The sequence below is a fragment of the Microbacterium pumilum genome, assembly GCF_039530225.1.
Lineage (GTDB): Bacteria > Actinomycetota > Actinomycetes > Actinomycetales > Microbacteriaceae > Microbacterium > Microbacterium pumilum.
Genome location: NZ_BAAAOH010000001.1, coordinates 3,347,024 through 3,362,790, shown reverse-complemented (window position 1 = coordinate 3,362,790; position 15,767 = coordinate 3,347,024). Strand labels below are relative to the sequence as shown.

The following is a 15,767-nucleotide window of genomic DNA, read 5'->3' as shown; positions in this document are numbered from 1 at the left end:
CTCGGCCGGTCGGCTCCAGCCTCCGGCCCGCCGGCTGCCCTACCAGAGCCGCGCAGCGGCGAGGGCGTTAAGGGTCGCCTCGTCGAGCACGGCAGGGGGCTTGTCCGCCCGTGCCCACAGCTCCCGCGCGAACGCGCCGATCGCGCGACGGTAGGCGTCGTCGGGGTGGTCGCGGGCGATGGCGATCAGCGGAGGAAGGTCCATCGCGAGGATGAGCCGGACGCGGGCAGCGGCCGCCGCGGGGTAGCCCGCCGTGTCGAGGATGGCAATCCCTCCCGCGAGGGCCTCGAGGTAGTCCTCGAGCACGGGGAGTTCGTCCTTGTGCTGCGTGATCGACGACCCGTCGGCGCGTTCCCGCCACTCCACCACGACATCCGGGATGACGTCGAACGCCCGCGCCAGCGTGTACATCTGCTGCGCGACGATCTGATCCTCGTAGGCCTTGCCGACGGGAAATCGCAGGCCGGTGCGCTGCCAGAGGCCCGTGCGGCTTACCTTCGACCACGCGACGATGTTGCCGCTCGCCTCCGGATGCAGCTCCAGACTTGTCGCCGTGCGCGCCGGATCCGTGGATGCCGCGACCCACGGCTGCACGACGCCCGCGGTGTAGCCGCCGCCGGCATCGGGGCGCAGGCGCACGTAGGCACCGACGGCGAAGTCGCTGCCGCTCGCGGTCACAGTGCCGACGAGCCGATCGAGTGCCGCGGGGGCGAGCCGGTCATCCGCGTCGAGGAACGCGACGAACGGCGTCTCGACGAGATCGAGACCGGTGTTCCGGGCGGCGCCGAGGCCCACCCGCGTGGAATGGTGAACGACGCGGAATCTCGCGTCGGCAGCCGCGGCATCATCGAAGATGCGGCCCGTCTCATCCGTCGACGCATCATCGACCAGCACCGCGACCCAGTCGTCGCGGGTCTGCGCCCGCAACGAGTCGAGTGCGTCGTCGGCGTAGTCCGCCACGTCGAAGCCGGGCACGATGACAGTGACGACGGGCGCCTGGGACGGACTCACCCGCCCGATTGTACGGCGATGACGGATGCCGCGACCGCGTCGGCGACGACATCCAGCGACCCGTGCTGAGCGTGTGAGAACGTGAACCGCACCGCCGTCTGGGCCACCTCGGGCGCAATGCCCATGGCGACGAGGACGTGGGATGGTTCGTCGCTTCCGGCCGCGCACGCCGACCCGCTCGACGACACCACGCCGCGGCGTTCGAGCTCGAGCAGGATCGCCTCGCCGCTCGTGCCCGCGAACGTGAAGCTCGCCGTGCCGGGAAGGCGCTGCACGGGGTCGCCGGTCAGCCGCGCGGCGGGAACCAGGGCGAGCACGCGCGTGATGAACCTGTCTCGCAGAGCTGTGACGCGTGCGGACGCCTCCTCCCGCTCGGCTTCGGCGAGCTCGAGCGCCGCGGCGAGCCCGACCGCTCCCGCGACGTCCTCGGTGCCGCTGCGCCGACCACGCTCCTGTCCGCCCCCGTGCAGCAGCGGTTCGAGCGGGACGCGCCCGCGGATGGCGAGGAGTCCCGTGCCCTTCGGCGCGCCGAGCTTGTGGCCGGCGATCGACACGGCATCCGCGCCGAGATCCCTCGCCGAGAGGGTGAGCCAGCCGGCCGCCTGCACGGCGTCGACGTGCATCGGGATGCCGCGCTCGTGCGCGATCGCGGCGAGGGTGGCGACATCCTGAATCGTGCCCACCTCGTTGTTCGCATAGCCGATCGTGACGAGAGCAGTGTCATCGCGGAGTGCGCGGGCCAGCGCTTCGGGGTCGATCTTTGCGGCGCGGTCGACAGGCACGCGTGTCACCTCGAAGCCGTGGACGCGCGTCAGGTAGTCGACCGACTCGATGATCGACTCGTGCTCGATCGGCGACGTGACGATGTGTCCGCCACGCGTGGCCGCGCGCGACAGCTGCGCCGCGATCGCGATGCCTTTCACGGCGAGATTGTTGGCCTCGGTGCCGCCGGAGGTGAAGACGATGTCGCTGGTGCGCATACCGAGGATGCGAGCGATCCGTGCGCGGGCGTCGGTCAGGGCATTGGCTGCCGCCTCGCCGACCGTGTGGTGACTCGACGGGTTGCCGAACCACTGCGTCAGGTACGGCATCATCGCCTCGAGCACCTCGGGTCGCACCGGTGTGGTGGCCGCATTGTCGAGATAGAGCATGCTCACCGCGGCGGCCTTCAGGAGATCCGGATGTCGAGACCGAGGTCGAGCGCGGGCGCCGAGTGCGTGAGTGCCCCGACCGAGATGACGTCGACGCCGGTCTCGGCGATCGCGCGCACGGTCGCGAGTGACACGCCGCCCGATGCCTCGACGGTGGCCCGCCCGGCGATCTGCGCGACACCGGCGCGCAGGTCGTCGAGCGAGAAGTTGTCGAGCATGATCGTGTCGATCCCCGCAGCCAGCACGGGCTCGATCTGGTCGAGACGATCGACCTCCACCTCGACGTGCGTCGTGTGCGGCAGTCGTGCGATCGCCCCCTGCAGCGCGGCCGTCACCGAGATCCCGCTGCGCGCCACCACAGCAAGGTGGTTGTCCTTCGCCATGACCGCGTCCGAGAGGGAGTAGCGGTGATTGTGGCCGCCGCCGTTGACGACGGCGTGGCGCTCGAACGCGCGGAGCCCAGGGGTGGTCTTGCGGGTGTCGGCGATGCGCGCTCCGGTGTGGGCGACCTCGGCGACGTAGCGACCCGTGAGGGTCGCGATGCCCGACATCCGCTGCGTGAAATTGAGCCCGATGCGCTCGGCCGTGAGCACCGACCGGGCGGGGCCGCTGACGACCGCCAGCACGGCGCCCGCTTCGAACCATTCGCCGTCCTCGACGACCAGCTCGACCTCGACCCGCGGATCGGTGAGGCGGAAGGCCGCCACGAAGACGTCACCGCCGCTGAAGACGCCGTTCTCGCGTGCGACGAGATCCGCGCGCGCCGTGGCTGTCTCGACGATGAGGTATTCGCTCGTGATGTCTCCCCACGGCGCATCCTCGTCGAGGGCGGCGCTGACCACGCGATCGATCGTCGCTCTCGTGAGCATCAGGCTGCTCCGACGGAGACGGCGATGGGGTCGGCGGACCTCGACGCGCGGCTGATGCCGCTGGTCGATCCGGCGAGCGGTGCAACGCTCGAGGCGTCGCTCCGGAAGTGCGCGCCCACCGACTCGCGACGCCGCAGCGCCGCATCGACGAGTCGCGTCGCGACGAGGAGGAGGTTCTCGTCCTCGAACTCCTTCTCCGTCTGCGGCGCACGCGCCTGCGAGTTCCAGACGGCCAGCACCCGTGCCGCGTGAGAGAGGCCCTCGGCATTGCGCACGAGCCCGGCGTCCTCCCACAGCAGCTGCTGCAGGGCCGCCCGTGAGAAGGGCATGACGTGCGAGTCGGCCTGACCGCCGGCGAAACCCCGGGCAAGGGTGATCGTGTCATCGGCTGCGGCCGCCGGCCACGTACCGGAGGCCGTGTCGGCCGCGAGTGCGTCGCCCGCACGCGCGCCGAACACGGCGCCCTCCAGCAGCGAGTTCGACGCCAGGCGGTTGGCGCCGTGTACGCCTGTGCGAGCGACTTCGCCGACGGCGTACAGGCCCGGAACCGTGGTCCGGCCGGTGAGATCGGTCGTCACACCGCCCATCAGGTAGTGGGCCGCAGGGGTGACCGGAATCGGGTCCCGCGCCCAGTCGAGACCGCGCGCTCGGACGGCCTGGTCGATCGTCGGGAATCGCCGCGCCAGGAACTCCCGGCGCTCCTCATACGTCGGGCGCAGCCCGGTCGCGTCGAGCAACACGGGCCGGCCGCCCTGTACGTCCATCTGGTGTGCGATCGCCCGCGCGACGACATCCCGCGGGGCCAGTTCGCCGTCGGGGTGCGCATCGAACGCGAAGCGCCGCCCGCCCTCGTCGATGAGGGTCGCACCCTCGCCGCGCACGGCCTCCGAGACGAGGAACGCCTCGCCGACACCCAGGATCGTCGGATGGAACTGGAAGAACTCGAGGTCGCGCACGTCCGCGCCCGCGCGGATGCCCGCGGCGATGCCGTCGCCCGTAGCCACCTCGGGGTTGGTGGAGTGCGCGTACAGCTCACCCGCGCCGCCGGTTGCGAGCACGACCGCGTCGGCCTCGACGACCTCGCGGACGGCGTCGTCGATCAGCAGCTCGACACCGCGTGCCCGCCCATCGCGAAGCACGACGTCGATGAGGAACGCGTGTTCGATCACGCGGACGTCGCTCGCCCGGAGGCTCGCGACGAGGGCCTTCTCGATCGCGGTGCCCGTGGCATCCCCGCCGGAATGGAGGATGCGGGGGTAGGAGTGAGCTGCTTCGAGGCCTTTCACGAACGCCCCCTCGCCGTCGCGGTCGAATGCCACACCCAGCGCGATGAGCTCGCGGATGCGGGCGGGGCCCTCATCCACGAGCACGCGCACCGCATCGGGGTCGCTGAGGCCCGCACCGGCGACGAGTGTGTCGCGGATGTGGTCCTCGGCACGGTCGTCGGCGAACATGACGCCCGCGATGCCGCCTTGCGCGTAGCGGGTGTTGGCGTGTTCGAGCACGTCCTTCGTCACGAGGGTGACGCGGCATCCGTTCTGCACCGCGTGGAGTGCGACCGTCAGGCCGGCGATGCCGCTGCCGACGACCACGACGTGGACATCCCCTGCCGCCTGGTGTCCCGAAAGCTGTGCATCATGTCCCGGAATGCTCTGGAATGAGCCCCGCGAAGCGGGCGAATTCGGGACACGGATGTCGGAGCTTTCCGGTTCCTGCGCTTGTCGACGGGTCATGAGGCGTTCTGCCAATCCGAGACGGGTGCCTGTGGCGGCTTGGCGGCGAGCATCCGCTCGAGGGCCAGACGGGCGGGGTCGGCCACATCCTGCGGCACGACGATGCGGTTGAGCACCTCGCCGGCCACCAGTCCCTCGAGCACCCAGGCCAGGTAGCCCGGGTGGATGCGGTACATCGTCGAGCACGGGCACACCACCGGGTCCAGGCAGAAGACCTCGTGCTGCGGGTTGTCGGCGGCCAGACGCTGCACGAGGTTGACCTCGGTGCCGATCGCGAAGGTGGTGGGCTCGGTCGCGGCCTCGATGGCCCGGCGGATGTAGTCCGTCGAGCCGGACTCGTCGGCGGCGTCCACGACGGCCATGGGGCACTCAGGGTGCACGATGACCCGCACCCCGGGGTGCTCGGCGCGCGCCCGCTCGATCTGCTCCACCGTGAACCGACGGTGCACCGAGCAGAAGCCGTGCCAGAGGATGACGCGCGCGTCGTCGAGCTCGTTCGCGCTCGAGCCGCCGAGCGGCTTGCGCGGGTTCCACATCGGCATCTGCTCGATCGGCACCCCCATGGCCTTCGCGGTGTTGCGGCCCAGGTGCTGATCGGGGAAGAACAGCACGCGGCGGCCGCGCTCGAACGCCCACTCCAATACCGTCCGCGCGTTCGACGACGTGCAGACGATGCCGCCGTGGCGACCGACGAAGCCCTTGATCGCCGCGGAGGAGTTCATATAGGTGACCGGGATGACGGGCACGAGCCCGTCTGCGTCGGGAGTGTCCATGTCGCCGTAGACGTCTGCGAGCTGCTCCCAGCACTCCTCGACCTGGTCGATGTCGGCCATGTCGGCCATCGAGCAGCCGGCGGCCAGGTTCGGCAGGATGACGGACTGCTCGGGGCGTGAGAGAAGGTCCGCGGTCTCGGCCATGAAGTGGACGCCGCAGAACACGATGGCCTCGGCGTCCGGGTGCTCGACAGCGGCGTTGGCGAGCTGGAACGAGTCCCCGACGTAGTCGGCGTGACGCATGACCTCTTCGCGCTGGTAGAAGTGGCCGAGGATGACGACCCGGTCGCCGAGGGCGAGCTTGGCCGCGCGCACGCGCGCGTCCAGCTCGTCGGGGGAGGCGTCGCGGTATTCGGCCGGGAGCTCGCCCTGCCGTGGGGATCCGACCGGGATCACGTCGCCCATCGAAGAGCCCGGGCCATACCCCGGCCGCGCGTCGAAGTTCCACGGGCCGGCGGCGAGGTCGGTGTTGCAGGTCTCGGCCGTCGACGCGCCCGCCACGATCGCTTGGATCGCATGGTCGACGGAGGGGTCTGCGGGTCGAGGCTCGAGGGTGATGGATGTCGCGGTCATGACGTGCTCTCTTCAGTGTCGGACGAGTGGGCCGCGATCGGCGAGCTCGACGTCCTGGTTGTAGCGGTAGACACGGGCGGGGCGGTGGCTGCCCGTGCGGAATCTTTCGGTGGGGATGAGGTTTCCGGAGTTCTCGACCTGACGGCGGAAGTTGGCCGGATCGAGTCGTCGGCCGAGCACCGCTTCGTAGACCTCGCGCAGTTGGGCCAGCGTGAACTCGTCGGCGAGCAGTCCGTGGGCGATGCGGCTGTAGCCGGCCTTGTTGCGCAGTCGCCACAGCGCGTAGTCCACGATCTCGTTGTGGTCGAAGGCGAGCCGGGGGAGGGATGCCGCATCGAACCACTGCACGTTCTCGCGTGCATCGGCGGCGATGACTTCATCCGACCGCAGCAGTGCCCAGTAGACGATCGACACGACGCGGCTGGGGGAGCGCTCGACGGCTCCGAAGGCGTACAGCTGCTCGAGGAAGCTCGGAGCGAGCCCGGTCGTCTCGGCGAGCGTGCGCGCGGCCGCGGTGTCGAGGCTCTCGGCGACATCCAGCCAGCCGCCCGGAAGAGCCCATAGTCCCTCGTGCGGGTCGCGGGTGCGTCGCACCAGCGGGATGACCACGGAGGCGCGGTCGGCGCCGCGGTCGCGACGCAGGGTGAAGATCACCGTCGAGACGGCCACGCGCGTCGCATCCCCCGCTGTGGGCGCGGCGGGGCGGATGTCGGGAAGGGTGGCTGTTCGTGTCATGGTGACTCTAACTCCTCCTTGCGATCTTATAGTCACTTCGACCAGAAGGCAAACGGCGCTTCCAGCGGTGATTCCTCAGGCAGAGCCCATACTCTGGCTGCTGGCCTGAATGAGGAGGTGCCGTGGTCATCGCGGATGTCGTGATCGCCGTGATCCTGGTCATTGCACTCGTCACCGGCTTGCAGCGGGGTCTGCTCGCGAGCCTCGGCACCATCGTCGGACTGGCCGTCGGCGGCGTCGCCGCGTTCTGGCTGCTGCCGCTCGCGAGTGCGTGGCTGCCGTCGCCGGTGTGGCGAGGCGTCGCGGTCGTCGCGCTGGGGATCGGATTGCTGGTGCTGGGAGCGCTGCTGGGATCGGCTGTGGGCGCGGCCCTGCGACGTGGTGTGGACCGCACGCCCCTCAAGGGCTTCGAGCGCCTGCTCGGCGGCGTCGCGAGCGTCGTGGTGGCTGCGCTGGCGATCGTCGTCGTCGCGCCCGCCATCGCCATCTCGGGTGCTCCTGCCGTGGCGACGGCGATCGGCTCGTCGCGCGTGCTGCAGGGGATCGACGCGATCACCCCCGCGCCGGTCGATGCGACGATCGCGCAGCTGCGGGCGACGGTGATGGGCGACGGGCTGCCGCGGCTCCGCGATCTGCTCGGGCCCGGCGGTGCAGCTCCGGCGGCGCCCCCGATCGCGCTCGACGATCCGCAGCTGCAGCAGGCCGCGGCATCCGTCGCCCGGATCTCGGGCACCGCCTACGCCTGCGGCACCGGAGTCACCGGGTCGGGGTTCGTCATCGCCGAGGATCGCCTGATCACGAACGCGCACGTCGTGGCGGGGGTCGAAACGCCCATCGTCGAACTGCCCGGGCGCGAGCCACGCGAGGGTCGTGTGGTGTATTTCGACCCCGTCGACGACCTCGCGGTGGTCGCGGTGGACGACCTCGGGGCCGCGCCGCTCGCGTTCGGATCGGTTCTCGGCGCCGGCGCGGCCGCAGCAGTGCAGGGATACCCCAACGGCGGGCCGTTCACGAGCATCCCCGCGACGGTGCTGTCGGTCGGCATCGTGCCGGTGCCGGATGTGTACGACGAGAGTGCGGCGCCCCGTGAGATCTACTCGCTCGAGGCGGCCGTCCTCCCCGGCAACTCCGGAGGCCCGCTGCTGACCGATGACGGCGCCGTCGCCGGACTGGTGTTCGCGCGTGGCCTCGACGATGCCGCGCGAGGGTACGCGATGACGACGACCGAGCTGTCTGCGGTGCTGGGCGGTGTCGCCGGAATGGATGCCGCGGTCGCGCCGGGACACTGCACCGGCTGACGACGCGCGGCTGCCGTGCAGCGCACACCGCACCGGTATGCTGGACGCGCAACTTAACACAGGCCGAACGACCCTCGCGGGAGAGCCTCGACAGCGTCATCGTCGGGCACCGAAGGAGCAAGCCTCCCCGCCAATCTCTCAGGTCCCGTTACCGCGATGCGTCCGGCCGCTCTGGAAAGCGATTTCGAGCGAGCGAAGCGAGCAGGAAATCGGGCTGAGCAGGCGCCCCGGCGCCGTATCGAAGCCCCTTACGCAAGCTGACAGCTACGCGTCTCCACGCACTAGTCGAAGCACAGCGAGAAATCCGCCGAAGGTGAAAGCCCCGACATCCGTCTCACCCACGGTTGCCGTCGCGAAGCTCTCAGGCCCATGACAGAGGGGGAGTTCACAGACGCCGTCCGGCGTCTGCCCGATCGCCGACGGGAGAACTCATGACAGACCCCCGCACGACCCCCTTGTACGAGCGCCACGAGGCGCTCGGAGCCACCTTCACCGATTTCGGTGGATGGCTGATGCCGGTGCGCTACAGCTCCGATCTGGCCGAGCATCACGCCGTCCGCACGGCGGCCGGCCTGTTCGACATCTCGCACATGGCGGAGTTCCTGGTCGAGGGTGAAGGCGCCGGGGCGTTCCTCGACTATGCGCTGGCCGGGCGGCTGTCGACGATGGCCGACGACCAGGCGAAGTACAGCCTGCTCCTCGATGCGGACGGCGGGATCATCGACGACGTCATCGTGTACCGACACAGCGCCGAGCGCTACATGGTCGTCGCGAACGCCGGAAACCGGGATGCCGTCGCTCCGGCGCTCCTGGAGCGCTCGCTCGAATTCGACGTCGAGGTCGAGGATGCGACCGACCGCATCGCGCTGATCGCGGTGCAGGGTCCGGCGGCGCAGGCGATCGTCGAAGCGGCGTCGGGGATCGGTGCGACCCGGCTGCCACTCGGTGATCTGAAGTACTACCGAATGACGCACGCCGACTACTCGGCTGCCGGGGCCGACCCGGTGCCGATGCACATCGGCCGCACCGGGTATACGGGCGAAGACGGGTTCGAGCTCTACATCCAGGCCACCTCCGCGGGGGCGCTCTGGGACGAGCTGCTCGCCGTCGGTGCTCCGCTCGGACTGGTGCCCGCCGGCCTCGCGGCCCGCGACACGCTGCGGCTCGAAGCCGGCATGCCCCTCTACGGCCATGAGCTCTCGCTCGACATCCTTCCGGCCCAGGCCGGGCTCGGCCGGGTCGTGGCGGCCGACAAGGACGACTTCGTCGGCCGTGCGGGGCTCTCCGCGGTCATCGCATCGGATGCCCCGGTGCTCGTCGGACTCGCCTCGGCGGGCAAGCGCGCGGGCCGCGCCGGGTATGCCGTCTACGACCCTTCCACAAGCTCAGGGACCGAAACCGCCGTGGGCGAGATCACCAGCGGCGCGCTCAGCCCCACGCTCGGGCATCCGATCGCCATGGCCTTCGTCTCACCTCGCGTGAGCGAACCCGGCACCGAACTGACCATCGACGTGCGGGGCACCCGCATCCCCGCCACCGTGACCGTGCTGCCTTTCTACCGGCGTGCCCGGTGATGTGCGCGCGCTCCTACCCAGCATCCACCGACCGGAGGCGGAAGTGACCGATCTCAACAGCCTCAAGTACACCGCCGAGCACGAGTGGATCGCCCTCGAGGGCGATATCGCCACCGTCGGCATCACGGACTACGCCGCCGACAAGCTCGGCGATGTGGTGTTCGTCGAAGTGCCCGGCGTCCACTCCGACGTCTCGGCAGGTCAGGTGTGCGGCGAGATCGAGTCGACGAAATCGGTCGGCGAGCTGTATGCCCCGCTCACCGGCGAGGTCGTCGCCGTGAACGACGGCGTCGTCGACGATCCGTCGCTCGTCAACTCCGATCCGTTCGGCGATGGCTGGCTCATCAAGCTCCGGGTCGATCCTTCGGCCGTCGCGGAGCTGCTCGACCGCGCGGCCTACGTGGCCCTCACGGGTGGCGAGGCGTGAGCGCCAGGGGATTCGCCGAGCGTCACATCGGAACGGATGCCGCAGCCCAGCGCACGATGCTCGACGCGCTCGGCTACGCCGACGTCGATGCGCTCGTGCAGGCGGCGGTGCCGGAATCCATCCATGTCGCGGAGCGATCGACGAGCGACATCCCGCCCGCCGCGACCGAGGCCGAGGCGCTCGCCGAGCTGCGCTCGCTGGCGTCGCAGAACCGCGTCGCGCGGCCGATGATCGGTCTGGGCTACTACGACACCCTCACCCCCTCGGTGATCACGCGGAACGTGCTCGAGAACCCGTCCTGGTACACCGCGTACACCCCTTACCAGCCCGAGATCTCGCAGGGACGCCTCGAGGCCCTGATCAACTTCCAGACGATGGTGACCGACCTCACGGGTCTGGCGACGGCGAACGCATCGATGCTCGACGAGTCGACCGCGGTCGTCGAGGGGATGCTCGTCGCGCGCCGCGCCTCGAGGTCCGCGTCGAACATCTTCCTCGTCGACGCCGACACCCTGCCGCAGACCAAGTCGCTGCTCGAGCACCGCGCAGCCGCCGTGGGAATCGAGCTGCAATACACGCCGTACGACGCTTCGACAAGATCAGGGACCGGCGTGGCTGAGCCTGTGGAAGCCTTCGGCGCGTTCATCCAGTACCCCGGTGCCAGCGGCCGAGTGTGGGACCCCTCCGAGGTGATCACGGCGGTCAAGGCACAGGGCGGACTGGTCGTGGTCGCAGCCGACCTCCTCGCCCTCACGCTGCTGCGCTCGCCCGGCTCGCTCGGCGCCGACGTCGCGGTCGGAACCACCCAGCGCTTCGGGGTGCCGCTCGGCTTCGGCGGCCCGCACGCGGGCTACATGGCTGTGCGTTCCGGCCTGGAACGTCAGCTGCCCGGCCGTCTCGTGGGTGTGTCGCAGGATGCCGCGGGGCACCCTGCCTATCGCCTCTCGCTGCAGACGCGTGAGCAGCACATCCGTCGTGAGAAGGCCACGTCGAACATCTGCACCGCTCAGGTTCTGCTCGCCGTCATGGCAGCGATGTATGCGGTGTACCACGGTGCGGACGGCCTGCGTGCGATCGCGACGGATGTCTCGAAGAAGGCTGAGGCGCTCGCGCGGCGACTCCGCGAGTACGGACTCGTGGTCAGGCACGATTCGTTCTTCGACACCATCCGGGTGGTGACCCCTGGCCCCTCGCGCCGGGTCATCGACCGCGCGCGAGAGCGCGGCTACCAGCTCTTCTGGGCGGATGCCGCGTCGATCGGCATCTCCGTCGACGAGACGACGACCGCTGACGACCTCGCCGCGGTCGCGTGGGCGTTCGGCCTGCCCGAGGACGAATTCGCGGGCGCCGGAGACCAGGGCGAGCGGTCGCTGCCGTTCTCGGATGCCGTCGCCCTCGCGGGTGTGCCTTCGGCGCTGCATCGCACCGACGAGTACCTCACGCATCCGGTCTTCAGCACCCACCGCTCCGAGACGGCGATGATGCGCTATCTCAAGCAGCTCGCCGATCGCGACTACGCGCTCGATCGCGGCATGATCCCGCTCGGGTCCTGCACCATGAAGCTCAACGCAGCGACCGAGATGGCGGCGGTCTCGTGGCCCGAGTTCTCGCGCGTTCATCCGTTCGCGCCGGAGGCGGACGTCCACGGCTACCTCGCGATGATCGAGCAGCTCGAGGTGTGGCTGGCCGAGGTCACGGGCTACGACGCAGTCTCGCTGCAGCCGAACGCCGGCTCGCAGGGCGAGCTCGCCGGCCTGCTCGCCATCCGGGGGTACCACCGCGCCAATGGCGATCTCGACCGCACCGTGTGCCTCATCCCGTCCTCCGCGCACGGCACGAACGCCGCATCCGCGGTGCTCGCGGGCATGAAGGTCGTCGTGGTCGCGTGCGACGATGCGGGCAACGTCGATCTCGACGACCTGCGTGCGAAGATCGCCGTGCACGCCGATGCGCTCGCCGCCCTGATGATCACATATCCCTCCACGCACGGCGTCTACGAGCAGGACGTGCTCGAGATCACGCAGTCCGTCCACGACGCCGGCGGCCAGGTCTACGTCGACGGCGCCAACCTCAACGCGCTCCTCGGCTACGCCCGCTTCGGCGACCTCGGCGGCGACGTGTCGCATCTGAACCTGCACAAGACGTTCGCGATCCCGCACGGCGGCGGCGGACCGGGCGTCGGACCCGTCGCAGCGAAGGCGCACCTCGCACCGCACCTGCCCGGGCACGCGTTCTCGCAGCGCGCCGATCACGCGGGCGGCGTCTTCCAGGGAGGGCCGGTGTCGGGTGCCCCGCACGGATCGGCCGGGATCCTGCCGATCTCGTGGGCGTATGTCCGAATGCTGGGGTCCGAAGGGCTCCGGTCGGCGACCGCCGCTGCGGTCCTCGCGGCGAACTACATCGCGGTGCGCCTGCGCGAGCACTATCCCGTGCTGTACGCGGGCGAGGGCGGACTCGTCGCACACGAGTGCATCCTCGATCTGCGGCCGCTCCGCGATGCCACCGGGGTCACCGTCGACGACGTCGCCAAGCGCCTCATCGACTACGGCTTCCACGCCCCGACGATGTCGTTCCCGGTCGCGGGCACGCTGATGGTCGAGCCGACGGAGTCGGAGGATCTCGCCGAGATCGAGCGGTTCATCGACGCCATGATCGCGATCAAGGTCGAAGCCGACATGGTGGCAGCGGGAGAGTGGCCGGCGGATGACAACCCGCTCGTGAACGCCCCGCACACGGCCGAAGCGGTCGTCACCGGCGAGTGGACGCATCCCTACTCGCGCGAGATCGCGGTGTATCCGGTGCGCACGCTCGTCCGCACCAAGTACTGGCCGCCCGTGCGCCGCATCGACCAGGCGTACGGCGACCGAAACCTGGTGTGCGCCTGCCCGCCGATCGAGGCCTTCGCGTAGCGGCCGTGCGTGACGGATGCCGGTGCCACCGGCATCCGTCGCCGCAGCATGCGGCATCCGTCGCGGTGTTTGCGCCGAGGCCCTGCGGTGTGCGGCGAGACCTGGCGTTTGCGCCGAGACCTGCTGGTGTGCGGGGAGGTCTCGGCGGCGATCGCGGAGTTCGTGTCGAGACCCAGTGTTGGCGCCGACGCCTGGTGGCCGCGCCGAGACCCCGCGTTCGCGCCGAGACCTGGTGGTGTGCAGCAGGGTCTCGGCCCCCGGGCCGGGTCTCCGCGTCAGTGCCGGGTCTCGGGGCCCGGCCCGGGCGCCGGTGAGTCGCGCAGCGCACGGGTCTCAGTCGGGTCAAGTACCCGACCCCTCGGCTGGGGGAGCGCCGCCGGCGGTCTTCGCCTTGGGTTTTATCGACCGCGGGTTGTGGCGAAGGGTGGCGAGAAGCCCCTTTTGGGCGGGTCGGGTTTGGCTCACCCCCGCGGCGCTGAGCTTCTCGCCGAGAGGGGTCGCCCGCATCGCGTCCGACCAGTCCCACCGTGCGAATCCGTTCACGTGGCGTCGGAGTCGGTCCTCGCGCACCTTCTCGGCGAGGAAGACAGCCTTCGACCCCTCCGCATCCGATGCGTCGTACTTGCCATAGCCGTCCGACTCGCCGATGACGCGTCGGCTTCGCCAGAAGAAGTCGGTACGGTCCTCGACGTCTTCATGACGGAACGAGACCTGGAGCTCCGGCGGATCGAATCCCAGCCACTCGATGACGGCGCGGCTGACCGACTCGCCTGGCGACTCCGCATCCGGGGTCGCCCTCTCCTGGACCCAATCGAGCTGTCGGCGCCCTCGTCGGTTGGGCCGCTCCCGTCCGAGCGCACTGAGGTCGACGGACTGCGGCGCGTGGAGGCGGTGGGCCGCATCCGCCGTGGCGAGTGCGAAGGCCGGCGGCAGCGCACGACAGAGTTCGAGCGTGGTGTCGACGACAGACGTTGTCACGAAGCCATCGCGAGTGGTCAGCTCGAGCGCCTCCGTGCTCCCGTGTACGACGATGTCCCCGTAGCGTCGAGACTTGCCGCCGACATCGAGAAGGTGGATGTCGCGCGGCTCGCCGAAGATGGGCAGACCGAGCAGCACGGCTGCCGACTCGAGGCAGAACACCGGATCCTTCCACGTCATCGATACGGCGCGCACTCTCGCGCGGTAGCGGTTCCAGGGAGCAAGTTCCCGCCACCCGGCCTCCTCCGCGTAGACGCCGCGACGAATGCGGATCAATCCCGGGTCGCGGTGAAGTCGTCCCGAGACAAGGGCTTCGTCTCTGCTGAGATACAGGGTCGGTTCGGGCTTGGCGGATGGCGGCATCCCGCCACTGTGATGCGAAATGTCCGTCCCCGCGCCGCCCCCGCCTCTGACTGTGGACAGGTCACCGCCGACGCTGCGCGGGGAGGAACGGGGACCAGCGGGAATCTCGACGGCCCCGACGGCCGCGACTGCCGGGCATCCGCCCCTTCCCGGCGCTCCAGACCCGCTCTCGACGCCGAGACCCGGTGATGTGCCGCTCGGTGTCGGCGTAATTCCCAGGTCTCGGCGTAGCTGCGGGGTCTGTGCACCGGATCCAGGGATCTGCGACCGGGGCCGGGTCTCGGCGCCGAGACCCGGCTTCGTCGCCGAGACCCGGTGTTACACGACCCGGTGTCGGCGGGGGTCCGGGGTCTCGGACCGCTTCCGGGGTGTCAGCAGCCGCTATGGAGAGTCAGGGCAACACGGTTGGGTCAGGCCGATGGAGTCGGGCTGGGCGAGAGTGAGGGGGTCGGGCTCGGCGACGGCGCCGGACCGAACAGACCGGGCCACAGCGCCACCGCCAGCGGATAGCCGACGAAGGCGACGATGTCGATGAGGGTGTGCGCGATCACGAGCGGCATGACGCGCCCCCAGCGGCGGTAGCACCAGCCGAAGACGACGCCCATCGCGAAGTTCCCCAGCACCGCGGGCAGGCCCTGGTAGGCGTGATAGGCCCCTCGCAGCGCGGCCGTCGAGAGGATGATCGCCCACCACCCCCAGCCGAGCCGGCGCAGCCGGTCGAAGAGGTAGCCGATGAAGATCACCTCTTCGGTGAGGCCGGCGCGCAGTGCGGCCAGCAGGAGGAGGGGGATGGTCCACAGCGACGGGTCGAGAGGCGAGGCGTCGACCTGGACGGTGGCTCCCAGTGCGCGGCCCGCCGCATAGAGGGCGAGGCCCGGGATGCCGATGACGGCCACGAGCGCGGCGCCGCGTCCGAGATCTCCGCCGAAGCGGCGGAAGTCGAGTCCGATGCGGCGGAAGGCAGACATCCCCGGGTCCCACAGCAGGAAGATCGCCAGCGCCACGGGCACGAGCCCGAACGCTTGACCGAGGAACTGGTAGAGCACGTCCCAGAACGCCTCGGCATCCGCCGACGGATTGAGCGACGACGTCTGGTCGCCGAGCGACACATCGCGCTGCAACGCCTGGATCAGTGAGAGGACGGAGTAGATCGCCGAGCGCCCGACCGAGAGGAGCAGCACGATGCTGATCTCCCACCAGGTGCGGATGCGCTCAGCGCGGCTGAGGGGAACATACGGCTCGTTCTCAGCCAGACCTGCGCTCACGTTGCCAGATTGCCACACTCCCGCAGGATTGAGTTAAGGATATGTAACGGTTTTCCAATCCGTTTTGCTAAGACCGCACGGTCTGCTTAGGGTGGCGATGTCCGTGTC

12 protein-coding genes and 1 riboswitch are annotated in these 15,767 nt (G+C 70.0%); of the genes, 4 read left to right on the top strand and 8 right to left on the bottom strand.

What is annotated here, in order from left to right; genetic code table 11:
- Positions 1-39: 39 nt before the first annotated feature.
- The 6 genes from ABD188_RS15160 to ABD188_RS15135 all read right to left on the bottom strand — a co-directional run bounded on the left by ABD188_RS15160 (position 40) and on the right by ABD188_RS15135 (position 6,845).
- Positions 40-1,011, bottom strand: a complete 972-nt coding sequence (locus ABD188_RS15160; protein ID WP_344064057.1) for a glycosyltransferase family 2 protein — start codon at positions 1,009-1,011, stop codon at positions 40-42.
- A complete protein-coding gene (locus ABD188_RS15155) occupies positions 1,008-2,162 on the bottom strand; it encodes a cysteine desulfurase family protein (protein WP_344067153.1) in 1,155 nt (384 codons plus the stop codon). Before ABD188_RS15155 ends, ABD188_RS15160 begins: the two co-directional genes overlap by 4 nt.
- A 17-nt stretch (positions 2,163-2,179) precedes the next feature.
- Positions 2,180-3,031, bottom strand: coding sequence for a carboxylating nicotinate-nucleotide diphosphorylase (gene nadC, locus ABD188_RS15150; RefSeq protein WP_344064055.1), 852 nt, complete (start codon positions 3,029-3,031; stop codon positions 2,180-2,182).
- A complete protein-coding gene (nadB, locus tag ABD188_RS15145) occupies positions 3,031-4,623 on the bottom strand; it encodes an L-aspartate oxidase (RefSeq protein WP_344064052.1) in 1,593 nt (530 codons plus the stop codon). The genes nadC and nadB overlap by 1 nt, the downstream gene beginning before the upstream one ends.
- A gap of 137 nt (positions 4,624-4,760) precedes the next feature.
- On the bottom strand, positions 4,761-6,110 hold the full coding sequence (gene nadA / locus ABD188_RS15140) for a quinolinate synthase NadA (RefSeq protein WP_344064051.1): 1,350 nt from the start codon (positions 6,108-6,110) through the stop codon (positions 4,761-4,763).
- Positions 6,111-6,122: 12 nt separating this feature from the next.
- Positions 6,123-6,845 carry an NUDIX hydrolase gene (locus ABD188_RS15135; protein WP_344064050.1) on the bottom strand — a complete coding sequence of 241 codons (723 nt, stop codon included), beginning with the start codon at positions 6,843-6,845 and terminating at the stop codon, positions 6,123-6,125.
- 122 nt (positions 6,846-6,967) lie between these two features.
- Here ABD188_RS15135 and ABD188_RS15130 point away from each other — a divergent pair, with 122 nt between their 5' ends.
- The 4 genes from ABD188_RS15130 (at position 6,968) to gcvP (ending at position 13,053) form a co-directional block, all read left to right on the top strand.
- A complete protein-coding gene (locus ABD188_RS15130) occupies positions 6,968-8,143 on the top strand; it encodes a MarP family serine protease (RefSeq protein ID WP_344064048.1) in 1,176 nt (391 codons plus the stop codon).
- A 67-nt stretch (positions 8,144-8,210) separates the two neighbouring features.
- A riboswitch (glycine riboswitch) is annotated at positions 8,211-8,307 on the top strand.
- 267 nt (positions 8,308-8,574) lie between these two features.
- Entirely contained in the window at positions 8,575-9,717 is a 1,143-nt protein-coding gene (gcvT, locus tag ABD188_RS15125) for a glycine cleavage system aminomethyltransferase GcvT (RefSeq protein WP_344064047.1), read from the top strand.
- 43 nt (positions 9,718-9,760) lie between these two features.
- Positions 9,761-10,144: a glycine cleavage system protein GcvH gene (gcvH, locus tag ABD188_RS15120; protein ID WP_344064044.1), complete on the top strand. Its 384-nt coding sequence runs from the start codon at positions 9,761-9,763 to the stop codon at positions 10,142-10,144.
- Positions 10,145-10,200: 56 nt separating this feature from the next.
- The gene (gene gcvP, locus ABD188_RS15115; protein WP_425561379.1) at positions 10,201-13,053 is read left to right on the top strand and encodes an aminomethyl-transferring glycine dehydrogenase; all 2,853 of its coding nucleotides are present in this window, start codon (positions 10,201-10,203) and stop codon (positions 13,051-13,053) included.
- A 342-nt stretch (positions 13,054-13,395) separates the two neighbouring features.
- On the opposite strand, the gene ABD188_RS15110 is transcribed toward gcvP, so the two are convergent.
- On the bottom strand, positions 13,396-14,394 hold the full coding sequence (locus tag ABD188_RS15110; protein WP_344064039.1) for a hypothetical protein: 999 nt from the start codon (positions 14,392-14,394) through the stop codon (positions 13,396-13,398).
- Positions 14,395-14,804: 410 nt separating this feature from the next.
- Complete coding sequence (locus tag ABD188_RS15105) at positions 14,805-15,659, bottom strand: CPBP family intramembrane glutamic endopeptidase (RefSeq protein WP_344064036.1); 855 nt, start codon at positions 15,657-15,659, stop codon at positions 14,805-14,807.
- Positions 15,660-15,767: the final 108 nt, after the last annotated feature.

Excerpts from the sequence above, each read along its gene's own strand:
- gcvP (WP_425561379.1), top strand. The coding sequence starts at position 10,201 with ATGCTCGACGCGCTCGGCTACGCCGACGTCGATGCGCTCGTGCAGGCG.
- nadA (WP_344064051.1), bottom strand. The coding sequence starts at position 6,110 with ATGACCGCGACATCCATCACCCTCGAGCCTCGACCCGCAGACCCCTCC.
- ABD188_RS15110 (WP_344064039.1), bottom strand. The coding sequence starts at position 14,394 with ATGCCGCCATCCGCCAAGCCCGAACCGACCCTGTATCTCAGCAGAGAC.
- ABD188_RS15135 (WP_344064050.1), bottom strand. The coding sequence starts at position 6,845 with ATGACACGAACAGCCACCCTTCCCGACATCCGCCCCGCCGCGCCCACA.
- gcvT (WP_344064047.1), top strand. The coding sequence starts at position 8,575 with ATGACAGACCCCCGCACGACCCCCTTGTACGAGCGCCACGAGGCGCTC.
- nadC (WP_344064055.1), bottom strand. The coding sequence starts at position 3,031 with ATGCTCACGAGAGCGACGATCGATCGCGTGGTCAGCGCCGCCCTCGAC.
- ABD188_RS15155 (WP_344067153.1), bottom strand. The coding sequence starts at position 2,162 with ATGCTCTATCTCGACAATGCGGCCACCACACCGGTGCGACCCGAGGTG.